This is a genomic window from Citrobacter pasteurii (genome assembly GCF_019047765.1).
Taxonomy (GTDB): Bacteria; Pseudomonadota; Gammaproteobacteria; order Enterobacterales; family Enterobacteriaceae; genus Citrobacter; species Citrobacter pasteurii.
Genome location: NZ_CP077262.1, coordinates 4,840,926 through 4,863,642, shown reverse-complemented (window position 1 = coordinate 4,863,642; position 22,717 = coordinate 4,840,926). Strand labels below are relative to the sequence as shown.

21 protein-coding genes are annotated in these 22,717 nt (G+C 52.8%); 14 read left to right on the top strand and 7 right to left on the bottom strand.

Annotation, left to right across the window (positions count from 1 at the left end):
• Positions 1-123: 123 nt before the first annotated feature.
• Positions 124-534, top strand: coding sequence for a phosphate-starvation-inducible protein PsiE (gene psiE / locus I6L54_RS23415; protein ID WP_003031674.1), 411 nt, complete (start codon positions 124-126; stop codon positions 532-534).
• A 46-nt stretch (positions 535-580) separates the two neighbouring features.
• On the opposite strand, the gene xylE is transcribed toward psiE, so the two are convergent.
• The 4 genes from xylE to malE form a co-directional block, all read right to left on the bottom strand.
• Complete coding sequence (gene xylE, locus I6L54_RS23410) at positions 581-2,056, bottom strand: D-xylose transporter XylE (protein ID WP_040229820.1); 1,476 nt, start codon at positions 2,054-2,056, stop codon at positions 581-583.
• Between the two features lie 323 nt (positions 2,057-2,379).
• Positions 2,380-3,270, bottom strand: a complete 891-nt coding sequence (malG, locus tag I6L54_RS23405; protein WP_005132680.1) for a maltose ABC transporter permease MalG — start codon at positions 3,268-3,270, stop codon at positions 2,380-2,382.
• Between the two features lie 14 nt (positions 3,271-3,284).
• Positions 3,285-4,829: a maltose ABC transporter permease MalF gene (gene malF, locus I6L54_RS23400; protein WP_005132677.1), complete on the bottom strand. Its 1,545-nt coding sequence runs from the start codon at positions 4,827-4,829 to the stop codon at positions 3,285-3,287.
• A 131-nt stretch (positions 4,830-4,960) separates the two neighbouring features.
• On the bottom strand, positions 4,961-6,151 hold the full coding sequence (malE, locus tag I6L54_RS23395) for a maltose/maltodextrin ABC transporter substrate-binding protein MalE (RefSeq protein ID WP_003031680.1): 1,191 nt from the start codon (positions 6,149-6,151) through the stop codon (positions 4,961-4,963).
• Between the two features lie 361 nt (positions 6,152-6,512).
• Here malE and malK point away from each other — a divergent pair, with 361 nt between their 5' ends.
• From malK to ubiA, 5 genes are all read left to right on the top strand, one after another.
• Positions 6,513-7,622: a maltose/maltodextrin ABC transporter ATP-binding protein MalK gene (gene malK, locus I6L54_RS23390; protein WP_005132674.1), complete on the top strand. Its 1,110-nt coding sequence runs from the start codon at positions 6,513-6,515 to the stop codon at positions 7,620-7,622.
• A 78-nt stretch (positions 7,623-7,700) separates the two neighbouring features.
• Positions 7,701-9,056, top strand: coding sequence for a maltoporin (locus I6L54_RS23385; RefSeq protein WP_005132671.1), 1,356 nt, complete (start codon positions 7,701-7,703; stop codon positions 9,054-9,056).
• 113 nt (positions 9,057-9,169) lie between these two features.
• Positions 9,170-10,117 carry a maltose operon protein MalM gene (gene malM, locus I6L54_RS23380; RefSeq protein ID WP_005132669.1) on the top strand — a complete coding sequence of 316 codons (948 nt, stop codon included), beginning with the start codon at positions 9,170-9,172 and terminating at the stop codon, positions 10,115-10,117.
• Positions 10,118-10,297: 180 nt separating this feature from the next.
• Positions 10,298-10,795, top strand: coding sequence for a chorismate lyase (ubiC, locus tag I6L54_RS23375; protein WP_005132668.1), 498 nt, complete (start codon positions 10,298-10,300; stop codon positions 10,793-10,795).
• Between the two features lie 13 nt (positions 10,796-10,808).
• A complete protein-coding gene (ubiA, locus tag I6L54_RS23370) occupies positions 10,809-11,681 on the top strand; it encodes a 4-hydroxybenzoate octaprenyltransferase (RefSeq protein ID WP_005132667.1) in 873 nt (290 codons plus the stop codon).
• A gap of 54 nt (positions 11,682-11,735) precedes the next feature.
• Here ubiA and plsB read toward each other — a convergent pair whose 3' ends face one another.
• The gene (plsB, locus tag I6L54_RS23365) at positions 11,736-14,156 is read right to left on the bottom strand and encodes a glycerol-3-phosphate 1-O-acyltransferase PlsB (RefSeq protein WP_005132666.1); all 2,421 of its coding nucleotides are present in this window, start codon (positions 14,154-14,156) and stop codon (positions 11,736-11,738) included.
• Between the two features lie 171 nt (positions 14,157-14,327).
• Between plsB and I6L54_RS23360 the strand changes: the two genes are divergently transcribed.
• The 4 genes from I6L54_RS23360 to I6L54_RS23345 all read left to right on the top strand — a co-directional run bounded on the left by I6L54_RS23360 (position 14,328) and on the right by I6L54_RS23345 (position 17,200).
• Complete coding sequence (locus tag I6L54_RS23360) at positions 14,328-14,696, top strand: diacylglycerol kinase (protein ID WP_005132664.1); 369 nt, start codon at positions 14,328-14,330, stop codon at positions 14,694-14,696.
• Between the two features lie 109 nt (positions 14,697-14,805).
• Positions 14,806-15,414, top strand: a complete 609-nt coding sequence (gene lexA / locus I6L54_RS23355) for a transcriptional repressor LexA (protein ID WP_003826596.1) — start codon at positions 14,806-14,808, stop codon at positions 15,412-15,414.
• A gap of 120 nt (positions 15,415-15,534) precedes the next feature.
• Entirely contained in the window at positions 15,535-16,854 is a 1,320-nt protein-coding gene (dinF, locus tag I6L54_RS23350; protein WP_040229814.1) for an MATE family efflux transporter DinF, read from the top strand.
• Positions 16,855-16,990: 136 nt separating this feature from the next.
• Positions 16,991-17,200 (top strand): CsbD family protein, encoded by a 210-nt coding sequence (locus I6L54_RS23345; protein ID WP_005132658.1) that lies wholly within the window; start codon positions 16,991-16,993, stop codon positions 17,198-17,200.
• A gap of 44 nt (positions 17,201-17,244) precedes the next feature.
• Here I6L54_RS23345 and zur read toward each other — a convergent pair whose 3' ends face one another.
• A complete protein-coding gene (zur, locus tag I6L54_RS23340) occupies positions 17,245-17,763 on the bottom strand; it encodes a zinc uptake transcriptional repressor Zur (protein ID WP_005132657.1) in 519 nt (172 codons plus the stop codon).
• A gap of 115 nt (positions 17,764-17,878) precedes the next feature.
• On the opposite strand from zur, the gene I6L54_RS23335 reads away from it, so the two are divergent.
• The 3 genes from I6L54_RS23335 (at position 17,879) to pspG (ending at position 19,848) form a co-directional block, all read left to right on the top strand.
• On the top strand, positions 17,879-18,367 hold the full coding sequence (locus I6L54_RS23335) for a cupin domain-containing protein (RefSeq protein ID WP_040229812.1): 489 nt from the start codon (positions 17,879-17,881) through the stop codon (positions 18,365-18,367).
• Between the two features lie 106 nt (positions 18,368-18,473).
• The gene (gene dusA, locus I6L54_RS23330) at positions 18,474-19,472 is read left to right on the top strand and encodes a tRNA dihydrouridine(20/20a) synthase DusA (RefSeq protein ID WP_040229810.1); all 999 of its coding nucleotides are present in this window, start codon (positions 18,474-18,476) and stop codon (positions 19,470-19,472) included.
• A 133-nt stretch (positions 19,473-19,605) separates the two neighbouring features.
• A complete protein-coding gene (pspG, locus tag I6L54_RS23325) occupies positions 19,606-19,848 on the top strand; it encodes an envelope stress response protein PspG (protein WP_040229808.1) in 243 nt (80 codons plus the stop codon).
• A 301-nt stretch (positions 19,849-20,149) separates the two neighbouring features.
• Here pspG and I6L54_RS23320 read toward each other — a convergent pair whose 3' ends face one another.
• Entirely contained in the window at positions 20,150-21,133 is a 984-nt protein-coding gene (locus I6L54_RS23320; RefSeq protein WP_040229878.1) for a quinone oxidoreductase, read from the bottom strand.
• Between the two features lie 64 nt (positions 21,134-21,197).
• Here I6L54_RS23320 and dnaB point away from each other — a divergent pair, with 64 nt between their 5' ends.
• A complete protein-coding gene (gene dnaB, locus I6L54_RS23315) occupies positions 21,198-22,613 on the top strand; it encodes a replicative DNA helicase (RefSeq protein ID WP_005132645.1) in 1,416 nt (471 codons plus the stop codon).
• Positions 22,614-22,717: the final 104 nt, after the last annotated feature.

Genomic DNA, 22,717 nt, shown 5'->3' with positions numbered 1-22,717 from the left:
CGGATAAGGCAAAACCGGCATCCGGCAAGAACCGTTGTGCGAACAAAATATAAACAAAAATGTAGATCTCTGTCACATTTTTGCGTTATACAGGAACCTCGCCACTGAGTAAGAGGTGCTGTTATGACGTCGCTATCTCGTCCCCGCGTGGAGTTTATCTCCACCATCTTGCAGACCGTGCTGAATCTGGGGCTGCTGAGTCTGGGCCTGATCCTGGTCGTATTCCTCGGGAAAGAAACGCTGCATCTGGCAGATGTGCTGTTCGCGCCGGAACAAACCAGCAAATATGAGCTGGTGGAAGGGCTGGTGGTTTACTTCCTGTACTTTGAATTTATCGCGCTGATTGTGAAGTACTTTCAGTCAGGGTTTCACTTTCCGCTGCGCTACTTTGTCTATATCGGGATCACGGCGATTGTGCGGTTGATCATTGTCGATCATAAAGCACCCATGGATGTGTTGATCTATTCCGCGGCGATCCTGCTGCTGGTGATCACCCTGTGGCTGTGTAATTCCAAACGGCTGAAGCGAGAGTAAAAAAACAACACGCCGCAATCGGGCTGCGGCGTGTTGCTGCTCAGGGTTACTGCGCAGAGGCAGGCTTCGCTTTCTCTGCTGCGGGCTCCCACAGTTCTTCAAGTTCTTCCAGCGTTTTGCCCTTGGTTTCCGGTACGAACTTCCACATGAATAGCGCCGCCAGGATGCCCATACAACCGTAGATCCAGTAGGAGAAACCGTTGTGGAAATGGGAAACCAGCCAGGAGTTTTTGTCCATCATCGGGAAGGTCCAGGAGACGAAGTAGTTCGCCAGCCACTGGGCCGCAACCGCAATGGCGAGCGCTTTACCGCGAATCGCATTGGGGAAGATTTCTGCCAGCAACACCCAACAAACCGGTCCCCAGGACATGGCGAATGCCGCAACGTAAAATAGCATCGACAGCAGCGCCACCAGGCCGGAAGCCTGCGTGTAAAACGCGGTACCGAGGCTGAACATCCCAATTGCCATGCCGAGTGCGCCAATGATCTGCAGCGGTTTGCGACCAAATTTGTCTACCGTCATGATAGCCAGCACGGTGAAGCTCAGGTTGATTACGCCGACAATGATGGTCTGCAATAGCGCCACGTCGGTACTGGCTCCAAGCGTTTTGAAGACTTCTGGTGCGTAGTACAGCACGACATTGATGCCGACAAATTGCTGGAAGATAGATAACATCACGCCAATAACGATCACGCCTGCACCAAACATCAACAGACGCCCACCGGTTTTGCGACCATGCTCGAGTGACTGATTAATCTCCTGCATGGCCTGAGTGGCGAGTGTGCTACCCATAATCTTGCGCAGAATACTTTCTGCCTGTTCATGTCTGCCGCGCGCCATCAGCCAACGTGGGCTTTCTGGTACGGTATACAGCAGCAGTAAAAACAGTAGGGCGGGGATACTTTCGGAGGCGAACATATATCGCCAGCCATCGGTATTCAGCCAGTTGGCATCGCCAGAACGGGCAATAAAATAGTTAACGCAGTACACCAGCAACTGGCCAAAAATAATCGCGAATTGGTTAAAGGAAACCAGTTTTCCACGAATATGTGCCGGAGCTAGCTCAGCAATATACATAGGTGAAAGCATGGAAGCTAAACCTACGCCAATACCACCGATGATGCGATAAATAACGAATTCGGGGACGTACCCTGCTAAATAAACAGGCACAGCATTATCGGGGTTAATGGTGGTAAAACCTAATTCTGGCCATGCGGATCCGATGCCGGAAATAAAAAATAACAGCGCAGCGATTTTCAGCGAATCCCGGCGACCAAAGCGGTTACTGCAATAGCCGCCCAGCGCACCGCCGATGATGCAGCCAATCAGCGCACTGGCAACACAGAAACCCAACAGCGAGTTAGCGGCGGATTCACTTAAGTGTTGTGGCGCGACAAATACGGTATTTAAGGATTCTACCGTTCCGGATATGACAGCAGTGTCGTAACCGAATAATAGTCCTCCTAAAGTTGCAACTAATGTAATCGAAAAAATATAACTGGAATTATATTGAGTGTTCATTCAGACCTGCCTTAGAGGGTACAGCTCTTTTGATCAGTGCCGTGATGGTGAATTTAACAGGCAGGGAAGACAATTATCATTTTTTACATTGCAATTACGTTTTGTCTTTTCTGTGATCTTAATTCCGTTTAATTGGTTTATTTTCAGGTGAAAAATAGAATTGCAGTGATGGGGAGCACGAAAGGAAATAATCGTAAACGTAATGCAAAATAACATAAAAAATGGCGCTCCGTAGAGCGCCGAATAACAGTCACAGGTTGGGATAACATAAGTTGAGGGTTGCAGTGGCATTGCCCGTTGCCGGGCGTTTACTTCGGTAAAACTTAACCTTTCACACCACCCGCCGTCAGGCCGTTGACCAGCCAGCGCTGCGCCAGCAGGAATACCAGCGTGATCGGAATAGCTGAAAGTACAGCTGCGGCGGCAAAGTCGCCCCACAAATAGTTCTGTGGATTGAGGTACTGCTGCATACCTACCGCAAGGGTGTAGCTGTTCACATCACGCAGCAGCAGTGACGCGACCGGGACTTCGGTAATAGCGGCAATGAACGACAGAATAAACACCACCGCCAGAATCGGAACGGAAAGTGGCAGCAGCACCAGGCGGAAGGCCTGCCACGGGGTCGCGCCGTCCAGCGAGGCCGCTTCTTCCAGCGAACCGTCGATGGTTTCGAAATAGCCTTTAATCGTCCACACATGCAGCGCAATACCGCCAAGATAGGCGAAGATCACGCCACCGTGAGTGTTCAGACCAATAAACGGAATGTACTGGCCCAGGCGGTCAAACAAGGCATATAACGCGACCAGAGACAGCACCGCTGGGAACATCTGGAAAATCAGCATCCCTTTAAGCAGGGTTGCTTTGCCGGGGAAGCGCATACGGGCAAAGGCGTAAGCACAGGTGGTGGAAAGCGTCACAATACCGATCGCGGTAATGGTGGCCACTTTCACTGAGTTCCACAGCCACAGCAGTACCGGGAACGGCGGCGGCGTCACACGGCCATCTGCGTGCTCAACGCTAAAGCCCAGCGCCAGTTTCCAGTGTTCCCAGGAGATGTTTTCCGGGATCAGGCTACCGGTGGCGAAGTTACCTTCGCGCAGCGAGATAGCGATAACCATCAGCAGCGGGAACATGATCGCTGCGATGAAAATCAGCAACAGCAGGTGCGTTGTTAAGAGACGCAGTTTCTGAGATTTGGGTTGTACCATAGCCATGTTCGTTGTCTCCCTTAATCAAACTTCATTCGTGTGGCTTTCAGGTTAACAATCGCCAACGCACCCACCAGCAGGAAGATCAGCGTGGCAATTGCTGCTGCCAGACCGAAGTCCTGACCGCCGCCGCCTTCGAAGGCGATACGGTAGGTGTAGCTGACGAGCAGGTCGGTATAGCCTGCAGGCGTGGTGGTGCCAAGACGGTCCGGGCCACCGTTGGTCAACAGTTGAATCAGCACGAAGTTGTTAAAGTTAAAGGCGAAGCTGGCGATCATCAGCGGCGTCAACGGCTTAATCAGCAGCGGTAGCGTAATCTTAAAGAAGTTCTGGAACGGGCCTGCGCCGTCCATTGCCGAGGCTTCATACAGATCGTCAGGAATCGCTTTCAGCAGACCCATGCACAGGATCATCATGTACGGATAGCCCAGCCAGGTGTTGACGATAATAATCATTGAACGCGCGGTGGTGGGGTCGCTGAACCAGGCCGGTTTGATACCGAACAGTGCGCTCAGCATCATGTTGATTTCACCAAAACTCTGGTTGAACAGCCCTTTGAAAATCAGAATCGAGATAAACGACGGCACGGCATACGGCAGAATCAGCAGCACACGGTAAACCGCTTTACCTTTGAGAGACTCCCACTGTACGAGACAAGCCAGCACCATCCCGACGGCCACGGTGAGGATCACGGTCAGAACGGAGAAGACCACCGTCCAGACAAAGATGGCGAAAAACGGTTTCTGGATACCTTCGTCGGTAAACACGCGGGTGAAGTTATCCCAGCCGATGGTCACGGTATAGCCAGGGCTTAACTTTTCTGTACCCCAACTCCCGTCGGCATTAATCGCCTGGTAATAACCAATGTCGCTGTTTGGACGGTATTTTACGCCGCTCTGGTTGTTGGTGAGCGTGCCGTCGTCAGCGAGAGTATAGAGCGGTTGCGTGCCGGAGAACTGGCGCAACGAGCTCATGATCACTTTGCTTTCATCCGGCAGGATGGCGGTCAGTTGGTTCAGCGCCTGGCGATTCTGCGTGATGATACGCAGCGTTCCACGTTCGCCCGCTGGCAAGGCATCCGTTTCTTTTAGTTGCAGTTTTTGTTCGCCGCCAAATTTGAAGGCGTCGGAAACATAATTCTTGCCGGTTTCACCGTCGGTGAGAGCCAGTTGCCACTCCGTACCCGCCGGATACAGACCAAAGTTGTAGGTTTTACCTGCCTGATAAGAACGATCCATCAGGACTTCCTGAGCACGTTCAAAGGTCAGTTGGTTGGTGCTGCTGTAGTTGGTAAAGGCAATCGCGATGGTGCAAACCAATGGAAACAGAACAAACAGCCCCATACCGGCGACGCCAGGATAAACATAACGCCAGGCATAGGTTTTACGGTTAGCGAAAATATACAGGCCAGCAGAGCTTAAAATCAGCGTCATGATGGCAAACAGGTACTCCCCCTGAGCGTACATCAAAACAACAAGGTAACCGACCAGCAGCCCAAGCAGACCCATCACTGACCATTTCAGTGTGTCGCTTTGCCACCAGTGTTTCTTTTTAATGACATCCATGGGGTTCAATCCTCAACAACAATGAAAACCTGTTGGTCAGCGTGCCTGATGGCGCTGCGCTTATCAGGCCTACGGTAAGTTGTAGGCCGGATAAGGCATTGATGCCGCCATCCGGCACGTGCGCTACAGCACTACTTGGTGATACGACCTTGTGCATCTTTCAGTGCGGCATCGACGGTCTGACGACCGCTGGCTGCGTTGATCACTGCGGTACGAACGGCGTACCAGAATGCTGACATCTGCGGTATGTTCGGCATGATTTCGCCTTTCTGGGCGTTATCCATGGTGGCAGCGATGCGTGGATCTTTTGCTAATTGATCCTGGAAGGATTTCAGCGCAACGGCACCCAGCGGTTTGTCCTTGTTTACTTCATCCAGACCCTGATCGGTCAGCAGGTAGTTTTCGAGGAACTCTTTCGCCAGTTCTTTGTTCGGGCTGGCGGCGTTAATACCGGCGCTCAGCACGCCAACAAACGGTTTAGACGCTTTACCTTTGAAGGTTGGCAGCAGCGTTACGCCGTAGTTGATTTTGCTCTTGTCGATGTTCGACCATGCCCACGGGCCATTAATGGTCATCGCGGTATCGCCTTTGTTAAAGGCCGCTTCAGCGATGGAATAGTCGGTATCCGCGTTCATGTGTTTGTTCTTGATCAGATCAACCAGGAAGGTCAGACCGGCTTTCGCGCCAGCGTTATCCACGCCGACGTCTTTCACATCGTACTTGCCGTTTTCAAACTTGAATGCGTAACCACCGTCGGCAGCAATCAGCGGCCAGGTGAAGTACGGTTCTTGCAGGTTGAACATCAGTGCAGATTTGCCTTTTGCCTTCAGCTCTTTATCCAACGCCGGGATTTCTTCCCAGGTTTTTGGCGGGTTCGGAACGAGGTCTTTGTTATAAATCAACGACAGCGCTTCAACCGCGATTGGGTAGGCAATCAGCTTGCCGTTATAGCGTACGGCATCCCAGGTGAACGGATAGAGTTTGTCCTGGAACGCTTTGTCCGGGGTGATTTCGGCCAGCAGGCCAGACTGTGCGTAACCACCAAAACGGTCATGCGCCCAGAAGATAATGTCCGGGCCATCACCGGTCGCGGCAACCTGCGGGAATTTTTCTTCCAGCTTGTCAGGGTGCTCAATGGTGACTTTGATACCCGTGTCTTTCTCGAATTTCTTGCCCACTTCAGCGAGGCCGTTGTAGCCTTTATCGCCGTTAATCCAGATAACCAGCTTACCTTCTTCAATCTTGGCGAGAGCCGAGGCGGAGAACATCATCGTCGTCAATGCGGACAATGCGAGGATGCGTGCGCCAGTTTTGATTTTCATAGTTCCCATCCTGTTTGGTGATTTTGCAGAGGTGGCTTAACGGTGACTAGTTTCTTTATACGACAACCTCTTTCCATCCTCCTTACCCCTACGCCCCACCCGTTCTTTATGTGATCTGTGTTACATAAATGTGAGTAATGCGTACTGGCGCACATAAAAACCCACTGATTTTTGCAAGCGACATCACGAAATTCCTCCACGGCGTACAGCCAGGGTCTCAGACGCTGCTCTCTCATCCTCCCGCCTCCTCCCCCATAAAAAAGCTGGGGGGTGGAGGATTCACGCCGTTAAGGGATAACGCATAGTCAATCCATCAATGAATGTTGCTGTCGATGACAGGTTGTAACGAAGGGAGAAGGGCATGGCGAGCGTACAGCTGCGAAATGTAACGAAAGCCTGGGGTGACGTGGTGGTATCGAAAGATATCAATCTCGACATTCACGAAGGGGAATTCGTGGTGTTTGTCGGACCGTCAGGCTGTGGTAAGTCAACCTTGCTGCGTATGATCGCCGGACTTGAAACCATCACCAGTGGTGATTTGTTCATCGGGGAGACCCGGATGAATGACATTCCACCTGCCGAACGTGGCGTGGGGATGGTCTTCCAGTCCTATGCGCTGTATCCCCATTTGTCCGTCGCCGAAAACATGTCATTCGGCCTCAAACTCGCTGGCGCGAAAAAAGAGGTGATGAATCAGCGTGTTAATCAGGTCGCGGAAGTGCTGCAACTGGCCCATCTGCTGGAGCGCAAACCCAAAGCGCTCTCTGGTGGACAACGTCAGCGTGTGGCGATTGGCCGTACGTTGGTTGCAGAGCCGCGTGTCTTTCTGTTGGACGAACCGCTGTCAAACCTCGATGCCGCACTGCGCGTCCAGATGCGCATTGAAATCTCCCGCCTGCATAAGCGTCTTGGCCGCACGATGATTTACGTCACCCACGATCAGGTCGAAGCGATGACCCTGGCCGACAAAATTGTGGTGCTGGATGCCGGCCGCGTCGCGCAGGTCGGTAAACCCCTGGAGCTGTACCACTACCCGGCTGACCGCTTTGTTGCCGGGTTTATTGGTTCGCCAAAGATGAACTTCCTGCCGGTGAAAGTGACGGCAACGGCGATCGATCAGGTTCAGGTTGAGCTGCCTAACCGCCAGCAAATATGGCTACCAGTGGAAAGCCGTGCGGTGCAGGTCGGCGCCAATATGTCTTTAGGTATTCGCCCGGAACATCTGCTGCCCAGCGATATTGCTGATGTCACCCTCGAAGGTGAAGTACAGGTAGTCGAGCAGTTGGGTCACGAAACACAAATCCATATCCAGATCCCCGCCATCCGTCAGAACCTGGTTTACCGCCAGAACGACGTGGTGTTGGTAGAAGAGGGTGCCACATTCGCTATCGGCCTGCCGCCAGAGCGTTGCCATCTGTTCCGTGAGGATGGCACTGCATGTCGTCGGTTGCACCAGGAGCCGGGCGTTTAAGGTATCCCATTAAAAAAAAGCGCAAAACCGTCAAGGTGAAGCGTTTAAAGAAAAGCAATGATCTCAGGAGATAGAACGATGATTACTCTGCGCAAGCTCCCTCTGGCGGTTGCTGTGGCGGCAGGCATTATGTCTGTTCAGGCAATGGCTGTCGATTTCCATGGTTATGCTCGTTCCGGTATCGGCTGGACAGGTAGTGGCGGCGAACAACAATGTTTCCAGGCAACCGGTGCCCAAAGTAAATACCGTCTCGGTAACGAATGTGAAACCTATGCCGAAATTAAGCTGGGCCAGGAAGTGTGGAAAGAAGGCGATAAGAGCTTCTACTTCGACACTAACGTTGCCTATTCCGTCGCACAGCAGAATGACTGGGAAGGGACTGACCCGGCCTTCCGTGAAGCCAACGTGCAGGGTAAAAACCTGATTGAATGGCTGCCAGGCTCCACTATCTGGGCCGGTAAGCGCTTCTATCAGCGTCATGACGTTCACATGATCGACTTCTACTACTGGGATATTTCAGGTCCTGGTGCTGGTATTGAAAACATCGATCTGGGCTTCGGTAAACTGTCTCTGGCCGCGAGCCGTTCACAGGAAGCGGGTGGTTCATACGCTTTCAGTAGCCAGAATATCTATGATCGTACCAAAGACACCGCCAACGACGTATTTGACGTTCGTTTAGCGCAGTTGGCAACTAACCCGGATGGGATGTTGGAACTGGGCGTTGACTATGGCCGTGCGAATACCACCGATGATTACCACCTGGCAGACGGCGCATCTAAAGACGGCTGGATGTTCACCGCTGAACATACCCAGAGCATGCTGAAGGGCTACAACAAGTTTGTTGTTCAGTACGCGACAGATTCTATGACCACTCAGGGTAAAGGTCTGAACCAAGGGTCTTACGGTTCATCCTCCATCACCGTTACTAACCCAGACGGTAGTAAAACGAATTACGCCAATAACGTTATTAATAACAACGGTAGCCTGTTCCGCGTACTTGACCACGGTGCAATCTCCCTGGGCGACAAATGGGATCTGATGTACGTCGGTATGTACCAGAACCTCGATATGGATAACGACCTGGGGACCGAATGGTACACCGTCGGTATTCGTCCGATGTACAAATGGACACCGATCATGAGCACCCTGCTGGAAGTCGGTTACGACAACGTCAAATCTCAGCAGACCAGCGATCGCAACAGCCAATACAAAATCACCCTGGCGCAACAGTGGCAGGCGGGTGACAGCATCTGGTCCCGCCCGGCAATTCGTGTCTTTGCAACCTATGCCAAATGGGATGAAGAGTGGGGCTACGTTAAAAATGGTAACGACGTAACCAAATACGCCGCTGCAACGAACTCTGGTATCAGCACAACCAGCCGTGGCGACAGCGATGAGTGGTCCTTCGGTGCCCAGATGGAAATCTGGTGGTAATTCAGCACTAACCTGACGTAAAGACCGAAAGAGGGGCGCCAGCCCCTCTTGATTACGGTTTAGCGCGCTATTGCCTGGCCACCGCTGAACCCATGCTATCTGAGGTGATAACAATGAAAATGAAGAAAAGTCTCGTTGCCCTTTGTTTATCTGCAGGGTTATTTGCCAGCGCGCCTGGCATCAGCCTGGCCGATGTAAATATTGTTCCGCAGAACACCACCGCGGCTCCAACTATCCCCACTGCTGCGCTACAACAGTTAACCTGGACGCCGGTTGATCAATCCAAAACCCAGGCGACACAGCTAGCGACAGCGGGTCAGCGTCTGGATGTTGCTGGTATTACTGGCCCAGTTGCTGCGTACAGCGTACCCGCAAATATTGGTGAGTTAACCCTGACGCTGACCAGTGAAGTCAACAAACAAACCAGTGTATTTGCGCCAAACGTCTTAATTCTTGACCAAAACATGACGCCATCTGCGTTCTTCCCCAGCAGCTATTTCACCTACCAGGAGCCCGGCGTGATGAGTGCCGATCGTTTGGAAGGGGTAATGCGTCTGACGCCAGCGCTGGGCCAGCAAAAACTTTATGTTCTGGTCTTTACCACAGATAAAGATCTCCAGCAGACCACGACCCTGCTTGACCCGGCAAAAGCCTATGCCAAGGGTGTAGGCAACGCTGTTCCGGATATTCCTGACCCGATCGCCCGTCATACCACCGACGGTCTGCTGAAACTGAAAGTCAAAACCAGCTCCTCCTCCAGCGTGCTGGTCGGGCCGCTGTTTGGCTCATCCGGCCCTGGCCCTGTCACGGTGGGTAATACCGCAGCGCCTGCGGTGGCCTATGCGGCTCCGGCTGCCGCGGTAGCCGCACCGGCACCGCAACCAGTGAAGAAAAGCGAGCCGATGTTAAATGACACGGAAAGTTATTTTAACCAGGGCATTAAGGATGCCGTGGCGAAAGGCGATGTCGATAAAGCGCTGAAGCTGCTTGATGAAGCTGAACGTCTGGGATCCAAATCTGCCCGTTCCACCTTTATCAGCAGTGTAAAAGGCAAGGGGTAACCATCTCCCCACATTGTTGATTTTGCAACAACTGGTGCGTCTCCTGGCGCACCTTTTTTTATCCTTCGATGCTACTTGTTACACTTATGTTGCCCTACCGATCACTTAATCGTGTTTGCTCACCCCGCAAAGCCTTTTCTGCGATACAATGCCTTCAGGTTATGAATCGGAGAGTAAGGCATGCCACACCCCGCGTTAACGCAACTGCGTGCTCTGCGTTATTTTGATGCGATCCCGTCGCTTGACCCCCAATTGCTCGACTGGTTGTTACTGGAAGATTCCATGACCAAACGTTTTGAGCAGCAGGGAAAACAGGTCACCGTAACATTGATACGAGAAGGATTCGTTGGGCAAAATGAGGTCACTGAAGAGTTGACGTTGCTGCCGGCAGAATCCCGCTATTGGTTGCGGGAAATCCTGTTATGCGCGGATGGTGAGCCGTGGCTTGCCGGTCGGACTGTCGTGCCGGAATCCACCTTGTGCGGCCCCGAACTGGCTTTACAAAATTTGGGGAAAACCCCGCTCGGGCGCTATTTGTTTACATCATCGACATTGACCCGCGATTTTATTGAGATTGGCCGCGATGCAGCGTTGTGGGGACGTCGTTCCCGCCTGCGGCTGAGCGGTAAGCCGCTGATGCTTACCGAGCTTTTTTTGCCTGCATCGCCGTTGTACTGAGAGGAAGATAAAGATGGAGTGGAGTCTGACGCAGAATAAGCTGCTGGCGTTTCACCGCTTGATGCGTACGGATAAGCCAATCGGTGCCTTACTACTGCTCTGGCCTACGCTGTGGGCGCTGTGGGTAGCGACCCCCGGCGTACCGCAATTGTGGATACTGGCGGTGTTTGTCGCCGGTGTGTGGCTGATGCGCGCTGCCGGATGCGTGGTGAATGATTATGCCGACAGGAAATTTGACGGACACGTCAAACGGACCGCAAACCGGCCGCTACCGAGCGGTGCAGTCACGGAGAAAGAGGCCCGAACACTGTTTGTTGTGCTGGTGTTGCTCGCCTTCCTGTTGGTTCTGACTCTTAACACGATGACGATTTTGTTGTCCGTTGCCGCGTTAGCACTGGCGTGGGTTTATCCCTTCATGAAACGCTATACGCACCTGCCGCAGGTGGTGCTGGGGGCGGCGTTTGGCTGGTCTATTCCCATGGCGTTTGCCGCCGTGAGTGAGTCTGTACCACTGAGCTGTTGGCTGATGTTCCTCGCCAACATTCTCTGGGCGGTGGCCTATGACACCCAGTATGCGATGGTCGATCGTGATGACGATCTGAAGATTGGCATTAAATCAACCGCCATTCTGTTTGGTCAGAACGACAAGCTGATTATTGGCATTCTGCAGGTTGGTGTGCTGGCGCTGATGGCGATGGTGGGCTGGTTAAACGGGTTGGGGCTGGGCTATTACTGGTCACTGCTGGTGGCGGGCGCGCTGTTTGTGTATCAGCAGAAACTGATTGTCGATCGTGAACGGGATGCCTGCTTTAAAGCGTTTATGAACAATAACTATGTGGGGCTGGTGCTGTTCTTAGGGCTGGCGATGAGCTACTGGCACCTTTGAGTTTGGCTTAGCCTGCACAATAAAAACCGGTCATTTCGACCGGTTTTTTTATGCTTACTCGCCCTGCGTTGCGCTTTCGATGGTCAGACGCACATCGGATGTGACCAGCTCGGCCAGCATCTGATAGATCTTCATCGTTTCTTCCGGTTCGGCATCACCGGTATCGCTGATGTAGCCCTCGTCACGCAGCGTCAGCACCAGGGAGCTGAACACAGCTTTATCGAAGAACTCAGGCGCGTTGATACCGTGCAGCACGGAAAGACGTTGTGCCACGGTGCGGCTCTCTTTCTCCAGGGTACTGCGGTTGATGGATGGGTTCGCACTCAGCAGCCAGAAGGTAATGGCATAGCGCTGTAGCGTTTCACGCGCGCCCGCAGCCAACAACTGCAGCGTGCGAGAATGAACCGGGTTGATATGCAGCTCATCGTTCTGCAGGGTTATCAGACCCTGACGCTGCATTTCGTTGACCAGCTCGTCAATTACCCCGGCAAGCTCATCACGCTCCCAACGCAGGAACAGCTCTGCTTTCAGCATCGGGTACAGCGCTTCAATATGCTGCTGCAATGCGGCGCGTGAAATCCGGCGGTGCTGAGTCACAATCGCGGCCATCAACGAAGGCAGAACCAGCATGTGCGCAATGTTGTTGCGGTAGTAGGTCATCAGTACCGCCTGCTCGCGCGGCAGAATAATGATGTCACCGATCGTGTCTTTCTCAACCTCAAACTTGTTCATCTGCAAGGCGTGGTCGATAAGTTCACTGGCGCTTTGTGTCGGCACTGTCGTATCCGAAGCATACGGCACATTGCGCAACAGGCTCAGGTAGCAATCGAGCTGTTCGGTTAGCTGCTCGCGCGTCAGAGAACGCTGACGGGAAGCCAGTAACGCGGTACAACACAGGTTCATGGCGTTGGCCGCGCCCGCGTTGTTAATGCGTACCATCAGGTCGGCAGCAATGTTATTCACTGTCGGCGTCAGCCAGGCCGGGCGAATAGACTCGATAGGATCGATAGATTCGCGCCACTCCGGCACATGCTGATTCAGGTAGGTCATCAATGGCATAGGTTCGCCAAAGTTAACGTAGCCCTGACCCAGATTACGTAGCTTGCTCAAACCGCGCAGCATTTGCGGCAGGCTCTCTTTCTCTTTGGTCGCGCCACGCAGCTCTTTTGCGTAAGTTCCCACTTCCATCACATGCTCGTAGCCGATGTAGATAGGCACCAGTGTAATGGGACGCGTACCGCCGCGCAGCATCGCCTGGATGGTCATCGACAGCGTGCCGGTTTTCGGGTCAAGCAGACGGCCGGTACGTGAGCGGCCACCTTCGACAAAGTATTCAACCGAGTAACCACGGCTGAACAACTCGCCCAGGTATTCGCGGAATACGGTGGAATAGAGCTTATTGCCTTTAAACGTACGACGAATAAAGAATGCGCCCAGACGGCGGAAAATCGGACCTGCCGGCCAGAAATTCAGGTTGATCCCTGCCGCGATATGCGGTGGAACCAGCCCCTGATGGTACAGAACATACGACAGCAGCATGTAGTCCATATGACTGCGGTGGCACGGCACATAGACGATTTCATGTCCGTCGTGCGCCAGTTGGCGTACACGTTCAGCATTGTGAACATTAATGCCCTGATACAGACGGTTCCAGGTAAAGCCCAGAATACGGTCCGTCAGGCGGATCATCTCATAGGAGAAGTTGGCGGCGATCTCTTCCATCAGCGCAATCGCGTTTTGCTGCGCTTTTTCGTGGGAGATCTTTTTACTGCGGGCTTCATCTTCCACCGCTCTGGCGATCGCTTTTGAGGCCAACAGCTTATTAAACAGATCCTGACGGGCAGGGAGTCGCGGGCCGACTGCGGCCAGGCGCTGGCGAGCAAAGTGCATACGCGCCACGCGTGCCAGTTTTTGGGCGATGGTTTTATCCGTGCCGTGTTCGTCTGCCATGCGACGCAGGGAGACCGAAGGCGAGAAGCGGACAAAACTGTCGCGACCCAGCCAGGACACCGCAAAGAATTTCTGTACACCGTTCAGCATACGCAGCGGCGGATTGACTTCGCCTTTCTCGCGCCCTGGAGCACGGCCAAACATCACCGACACCGGCACCATCTGTACATCCAGATCGGGGTTGCTGCGATGCAGATCGAGATAGTTATGGAACAGCTTGATGGACTCTTCTTTTGGCGTGTAATAGGTGAATACACGCGGGCCGCCGTGTATAAACACGTAGCGCGGCAGCAAAGTCCCATCTATCTCCAGCGGTTCCAGGGGGTCAGGGAGGTCGTGCACCAGACATTGGGCACGCAGCGTCAGCAAGTCTGCTTTTGAGTTGTACGGTAAGACGTACATAATGGGACGAGAGGTATCGAGTCCCAATTCCGGGGCGGGTTCCGCCGGGATAGACTTGCTTTTTACCAGGATGCTTAATGGTAAATTCAGTAATTTGTAGTAAATTCGTGGCCAGCCGGACATAAACGATGTAAAGCCTCTGGTTAATAATGCAAATGCGCTGCAAGGATATCAGAAAGTTTAGTGAATTTCTGTGGTATCCCGTCATACTTCGCGCAGCTTTGCTTATGCCCTGAAACAAACAGGGTAACGATACAATAATACTCACGCTAATTATGTAAAAAGGTTCTTTTGATGGCCAATAATACCACTGGATTTACTCGGATTATCAAAGCAGCAGGCTATTCCTGGCAAGGTTTCCGCGCCGCATGGATCAATGAGGCGGCATTCCGTCAGGAAAGCGTTGCCGTACTGTTGGGGGTAGCCATCGCCTGCTGGCTGGACGTTGACGCGATTACCCGCGTACTGCTGATTGGTTCGGTGATGCTGGTGATGATCGTTGAAATTCTGAATAGCGCCATTGAGGCGGTCGTCGACCGAATAGGTTCGGAGTATCACGAGCTTTCTGGCCGGGCGAAAGATATGGGATCGGCTGCAGTATTGCTTTCTATTTTTGTCGCTCTGATCACCTGGGGCATCCTGTTGTGGTCGCATTTGCGATAAAGGTTCCACAACTTCATAAATCTCCTGTTTTTTGTGCAGTTTGCGGTTCCAAATTCGCCTTTAGCTGTATATACTCACAGCATAACTGTATATACACCCAGGGGGCGGAATGAAAGCGTTAACGGCCAGGCAGCAAGAGGTGTTTGATCTCATTAGAGATCACATCAGCCAGACAGGTATGCCACCGACGCGTGCGGAGATCGCGCAGCGTTTGGGGTTCCGTTCCCCAAACGCGGCTGAAGAACACCTGAAAGCACTGGCGCGTAAAGGTGTACTGGAAATCGTTTCTGGCGCATCGCGTGGTATTCGCCTGCTGCAGGAAGAAGAGGAAGGTTTACCGCTTGTTGGTCGTGTCGCGGCCGGTGAGCCACTTCTGGCACAGCAGCACATCGAAGGCCATTACCAGGTTGACCCATCACTGTTCAAACCGAACGCCGATTTTCTGCTGCGCGTCAGCGGTATGTCGATGAAAGATATCGGGATTATGGATGGCGATTTACTGGCTGTGCATAAAACGCAGGACGTGCGTAACGGCCAGGTTGTTGTTGCCCGTATTGATGATGAAGTCACTGTTAAGCGCCTGAAAAAGCAGGGCAACAAGGTTGAACTTCTGCCGGAAAACAGTGAATTTAAACCTATCGTTGTCGATCTGCGCGAGCAAAACTTCACCATTGAAGGGTTGGCGGTAGGCGTGATTCGTAACGGTGAATGGCTGTAATGATCTGCTGATTTCCTGTAGGCCGGAGAGGGCGTTTACGTCGCTCTCCGGCAAATTGCCCGATGATGCTACCTTATCGGGTCTACAAAAACGCGTTAATTTCTTTTCAGGCTCCTTTCCATGCCTTTCTTTACCTCCTCTGATAAAGCACTTTGGCACCTTGCCTTACCGATGATTTTCTCCAACATCACTGTTCCACTGCTGGGACTGGTGGATACGGCGGTGATTGGTCATCTGGATAGCCCGGTCTACCTTGGTGGCGTTGCCGTTGGCGCAACAGCGACCAGTTTTCTCTTTATGCTGCTGCTTTTTTTGCGTATGAGTACCACTGGTCTGACAGCCCAGGCGTTCGGTGCGAAAAATCCGCAGGCACTGGCGCGCGCGCTGGTTCAGCCGCTGATGCTGGCGCTGGGAGCGGGGCTGCTTATCGCACTGTTTCGCGCACCGGTTATCAGCCTGGCGTTGCATATCGTGGGAGGTAGCGAAGCGGTGCTGGAGCAGGCCCGAAGGTTCCTGGAAATCCGCTGGTTAAGCGCGCCCGCCTCACTGGCCAATCTGGTGTTGCTCGGCTGGTTGCTTGGCGTTCAATATGCGCGTGCGCCGGTTATCCTGCTGATTGTCGGCAATGTGCTTAACATCATGCTCGATTTGTGGCTGGTGATGGGCCTGCATATGAACGTACAGGGCGCGGCGCTGGCGACGGTGATTGCCGAATATGCCACTTTGCTGATCGGTCTGATGATGGTACGTAAGGTCCTGCATATGCGCGGAATTTCGCTGGCAATGCTGAAGCAGGCGTGGCGTGGCAACTTCCGCCGTTTACTGGCGCTTAACCGTGACATCATGCTGCGCTCGCTGTTGTTGCAGCTCTGTTTTGGTGCGATTACGGTGCTGGGGGCGCGTCTCGGGGGCGATATTATTGCAGTCAACGCCGTTCTGATGACTCTGTTGACGTTCACCGCCTATGCGCTGGACGGATTTGCCTATGCCGTGGAAGCCCATTCTGGTCAGGCTTATGGCGCGCGGGATGGCAGTCAACTGCTGGATGTTTGGCGAGCGGCGTGTCGGCAGTCGGGAATTGTGGCGATCCTTTTTTCGCTGGTCTATGCCCTGTTCGGCGAGCAGATTGTGGCGCTGCTGACCTCGCTGTCGCAAATCCAACAGCTGGCCGATCGCTATCTTTTCTGGCAGGTGGTGTTACCGCTGGTGGGCGTTTGGTGTTACCTGCTCGACGGGATGTTTATTGGCGCGACGCGGGCTGCAGAAATGCGCAACAGTATGGCCGTTGCCGCAGTGGGATTCACCTTAACGCTCCTGACGTTGCCGTGGCTCGGAAATCATGGTTTGTGGCTGGCGTTAACCGTTTTTCTCGCGCTGCGCGGGCTATCGCTGGCCTTTATCTGGCGGCGTCACTGGCGTAATGGTACCTGGTTTGCCTGAAAGGAATGGTTAAAAATTCCGAATAGTAAATAAAGCTCAGAATCACTGACTACACTTATTCTCACGTCCAGAGAAAACAGCATGTGTCTGGACATGGCACTCGCGCTATTCACAACCTAACGATGAGGACTTGATGATGAATAAAGACGAAGTCAGCGGTAACTGGAAACAGTTCAAAGGTAAAGTGAAAGAGCAATGGGGCAAACTGACCGATGATGATATGACGGTCATTGAAGGTAAACGCGACCAGCTGGTAGGTAAAGTCCAGGAACGATACGGGTACGCGAAAGATCAGGCGGAGAAAGAAGTTAAAGATTGGGAAAAACGCAACGATTACCGCTGGTAATTAACCCCTCCCTCCTGAGAGTACAAGGACGTACGCTCTTTTATTTACCGCCCGACTTTCTTTTTCACCTGAATTGTATGGTCATGCTGGCATTCGCCAGGATGGCGGCATGATTCAACTTCCACACATGCCGGACACAGGCCGTGGGCTTCAATCACATTATGGCGCAGAGCAAATCCCATTTTAGCTGCCAGCGTATGCATAATATCTTCCACGCCTTCCGCACACTCTTCTTTTACCACGCCACAGCGGTCACAAATAAACATTGCCGAGCTATGGGTTGGCTGATCGAACAGATGGCAAAGGACATAGCTGTTGGTGGATTCCACCTTATGCACAAACCCTTGTTCCAGCAGAAAATCGAGCGCACGATACACGGTAGGGGGTTTGGCCTGCGGCTCGGTTTCCCGCAGCAGATCAAGCAGGTCATAGGCGCTGATCGCACCTTCCTGCAGGCTCATCAGGCGCAGCACTTCGAGGCGTTGTGGCGTTAGCCGCACGTTACGTTGCACACAGAGTTTTTCAGCTTGAGCCAATAACTCCTGCGTGGTGGTTTTGTCCATTTGGCGCCTCGATTTGCGTGGAAGGTTAATCCCTTACTTTATCATGTTTTGCTTAAAACGCCGAGATCCACCGCTGTGTGCTATACCTGACGCATCGCAACACTGGAAAATTAACATGAAAAGACCCGATTGTATTCGCCACTGGCGTGAAGTTGAGGGGCCTGATGACTCCACCTATCCAGGCAGCGATGAGCTTTTTTCTATTGGCGCGCCGCTGGCCCGCAGGTTGGGGTTAGGGCGATTAGGCATTCATCACGAACGCCTGCCGCCGGGTCGTCGTACTTCTTATCCACACGCTGAAAGTGATGAAGAAGAGTTCATCTACGTGCTGGAAGGCTACCCGGAAGCCTGGATCAATGGTTACTTATGGAAGCTGGAACCCGGCGACAGCGTTGGTTTCCCGGCAGGAACCGGTGTGTGTCACACCTTTATCAATAACACCAGTGAAGAGGTACGTCTGCTGGTCGTCGGTGAGGCGAACAAAAAATACAATCGCATTTATTATCCGCTTAATCCGGTTTATGCCGCCACGCGCGAGGATCGCTGGGTTGACCATCCTCCACAGTTTTTTGGTCCACACGACGGAAAACCCGGGCGGAAATGACGATCCACGCGGACGAAGGGCGCTATCCACGATGATGTGGCTCACTATCGCAACGGTCTATGCTATAGTAGCGCCCCTTTTTTAACCGGATGCTTGAATATTCGCCATGCTGCCTGAATCTCAGTCTACCGCTTTTCCCGCTCATCGTTTTTCTATCGCGCCGATGCTCGACTGGACGGACAGACACTGCCGCTACTTTTTGCGCTTACTGTCCAGCCAGACGCTGCTCTATACGGAGATGGTGACCACCGGGGCAATTATTCATGGCAAAGGCGATTACCTGGCGTATAGCGAAGAAGAGCATCCGGTCGCATTGCAACTGGGCGGGAGCGATCCTGCCGCGCTGGCCCAGTGCGCAAAGCTGGCTGAAGCACGAGGTTATGACGAGATTAACCTCAACGTCGGCTGCCCTTCCGATCGCGTACAAAACGGGATGTTTGGCGCTTGCCTGATGGGGAATGCGCAACTGGTCGCTGATTGCGTGAAGGCGATGCGCGATGTGGTGTCGATTCCGGTGACGGTCAAAACGCGCATCGGTATCGATGATCAGGACAGCTACGAATTCCTGTGTGACTTCATCAATATGGTCTCCGGTAAAGGTGAATGTGAGATGTTTATCATCCACGCCCGCAAGGCCTGGCTGTCCGGGCTAAGCCCGAAGGAAAACCGTGAGATCCCGCCGCTGGATTATGACCGTGTTTATCAGTTGAAGCGTGATTTCCCGCAGCTGACGATGTCGATTAACGGTGGAATTAAATCACTGGAAGAAGCAAAAACGCATCTGCAACATATGGATGGCGTGATGGTGGGGCGTGAAGCTTATCAAAACCCGGGGATTCTGGCGTCGGTCGACCGTGAAATTTTTGCTGCGACCACGCCGGATGCAGACCCTGTCGCCGTGGTGCGTGCCATGTATCCCTATATTGAGCGGGAGCTGAGTAAAGGTACGTATCTGGGGCATGTGACCCGCCACATGCTGGGGTTGTTCCAGGGAATTCCAGGCGCACGCCAATGGCGTCGTTATCTGAGTGAAAATGCGCATAAAGCCGGGGCCGATATTAACGTTCTGGAACACGCGCTGAAACTGGTGGCAGACAAGCGTTAAGTTCTCACCAAAAGTTAGTTAATTTCACCACGCCCTGCGCTTTGTCGCGGGGCGTTTTCTTTATAAATCAATGCATTAATTTTGGCATGTTTCTTGTAATGCAATGGAGAGAATTTCATTTCGGGAGAGAGCCATGCTGGAACTACTTTTTGTGATTGGGTTTTTTATCATGCTGATGGTCACCGGCGTATCTTTGCTGGGGGTGTTGGCCGCATTGGTGGTTGCCACTGTGGTGATGTTTTTGGGCGGACTCTTTGCCTTGATGATAAAACTTTTACCCTGGCTGCTCCTGGCCGTTGCCGTGGTGTGGATTATCAAGGCGATAAAAGCGCCAAAAGTCCCACAGTATCAGCGCAATAACCGTCGATTTTACTAAGGTATTGAGCGGTGCGTCACAACCTGCAACATTGCCTTTAGAACCAAATAGGAATTGATTATCAAATCTGTCACTATTGCGCGGTTAACGAATTCATCGAGCTGTACCCTACATACAGCCGAACTAAAAAAAGAAAGGGCTTCCTACGGGAAGCCCTAATTCTTTACTTCCCCGTCATAATTCAAACCGCAGGTGTGTTGGCTGCTTTCATTCACCCCAGTCACTTACTCCAGTAAGCTCCTGGGGATTCATTCAATTGCCGCCTTCCTGCTGCTTGAATTATTTAGGGGAAGTCGGAGCATTACGGGATCAGTAAACTCGAGCCCTGCGTGGCCCGGCTTTCCAGTGCTTCATGGGCCCGTTGCGCGTCACTTAACGCAAATTTCTGACCCGGCGCGACATCCACTTTGATCACCCCACTGGCAATCAGCGAGAACAGCTCATTGCTGGCTTCAGTTAATTCACGGTGATTGGTGATATACCCCTGGAGTGAAGGACGGGTCACGTACAGCGAACCTTTCTGGTTCAGAATACCTAAGTTCACGCCAGTCACCGGCCCGGAAGCATTACCAAAGCTGACCATCAATCCCCGGCGTTGCAGGCAATCCAGTGAGGCTTCCCAGGTATCTTTCCCTACCGAGTCATACACCACCCGCACTTTTTTACCGCCGGTTACCTCTTTCACTCGTTCAACTATGCTTTCTTCACGATAGTTAATAACCTGCCATGCGCCGGCCTGCCGCGCAATTTGCGCTTTTTGCGCACTGCCGACGGTACCAATCAGCTTCGCACCCAATGCTTTTGCCCACTGGCAGGCAATCATCCCGACGCCGCCAGCAGCCGCATGGAATAAAAACGGCTCGTCGGGCTGGATTTCATAGGTTTTACGCAGCAGATAAAAAACGGTTAACCCTTTCAGAAATGAGGCTGCTGCCTGCTCAAAAGAGATGGCATTAGGCAGAATGGCGGCTTTATCGGCCGGAACGTTATGTACTGAGCTGTAAGCGCCAAGCGCAGACTGGGCGTAAACCACGCGATCGCCAGCTTTAATGTGCGCCACTTTGCTCCCCACTTTGCTGACGACGCCTGCGGCTTCGGTTCCCAGACCGCTGGGCAGAGAAGGCGGTGGATAAAGACCACTGCGGATGTAAGTGTCGATATAGTTGATACCAATCGCTTTATTCTCGACCTGGATTTCGTTTTCCGCCGGATCTGCAGGCGTAAACTCGACGACCTGAAGCACTTCAGGACCACCATGCTTGTGAAATTCAATACGCGTTGCCATGCTTCCTCCAAAAGAAATGTGGTAATCTTTCGACCCAATCATTATCTCGGTAACTCCATTCACTATGGCAGGAAATAAACCCTTCAACAAACAACAGACTGATGCTCGTGAGCGCGATCCCCAGGTCGCCGGGCTGAAAGTACCGCCGCACTCGATTGAAGCGGAACAGTCGGTGTTGGGCGGTTTAATGCTGGATAACGAACGCTGGGACGATGTGGCCGAGCGCGTGGTGGCGGAAGATTTTTATACCCGACCGCACCGGCACATCTTCACGGAAATGCATCGACTGCAGGAGATGGGAAAACCTATCGACCTGATCACGCTCGCAGAATCGCTGGAGGTTCAGGGACAACTGGACAGCGTCGGCGGCTTTGCTTACCTGGCTGAGTTATCTAAAAATACGCCAAGTGCGGCGAACATTAGTGCTTATGCGGATATCGTCCGCGAACGTGCCGTTGTTCGTGACATGATTTCGGTTGCGCACGAAATTGCGGAAGCCGGGTTTGATCCGCAAGGCCGTTCCAGTGAAGATCTACTGGACCTCGCGGAATCACGCGTTTTTAAAATCGCTGAAAGCCGCGCCAACAAAGACGAAGGCCCGAAAAACATCACCGATGTGCTCGACGCCACCGTCGCGCGTATCGAGCAGTTGTTCCAGCAGCCGCACGACGGCGTCACCGGGGTAAACACCGGTTATGATGACCTCAACAAAAAGACGGCGGGTTTGCAGCCGTCAGACTTGATTATCGTCGCCGCGCGTCCGTCGATGGGTAAGACGACATTTGCAATGAACCTCGTCGAAAATGCGGCGATGTTGCAGGATAAGCCGGTTCTTATCTTTAGTCTTGAAATGCCCTCAGAACAGATCATGATGCGTACCCTGGCCTCGCTGTCACGCGTAGACCAAACCAAAATCCGTACCGGTCAACTGGATGATGAAGATTGGGCGCGAATTTCCGGAACAATGGGTATTTTGCTGGAGAAACGAAACATCTATATTGATGATTCTTCCGGCCTGACGCCAACGGAGGTGCGCTCGCGTGCTCGTCGTATCGCTCGTGAACACGGCGGTATCGGCCTGATCATGATCGACTACCTGCAGCTGATGCGCGTGCCGTCGCTCTCCGATAACCGTACGCTGGAAATTGCTGAAATTTCCCGCTCGCTGAAGGCGTTAGCAAAAGAACTGCATGTGCCGGTGGTAGCGCTGTCGCAGCTTAACCGCTCACTGGAACAACGCGCCGACAAGCGCCCGGTTAACTCGGATCTGCGTGAATCCGGCTCCATCGAACAGGATGCCGACTTAATCATGTTTATCTATCGTGATGAGGTTTATCACGAAAACAGCGATTTAAAAGGTATTGCCGAAATTATTATTGGTAAGCAGCGTAACGGTCCGATCGGCACGGTGCGCCTGACGTTTAACGGCCAGTGGTCGCGATTCGACAATTATGCGGGCCCACAATACGACGACGAATAAATCTCCGTCATCCTTCATGCTGCAGATGCGTTGACTACGCCCGTTCACCCCGGTCACTTAGTTTACTAAGCTCCCGGTGATTCTCAGGCTTGTCGCCTTGCTGC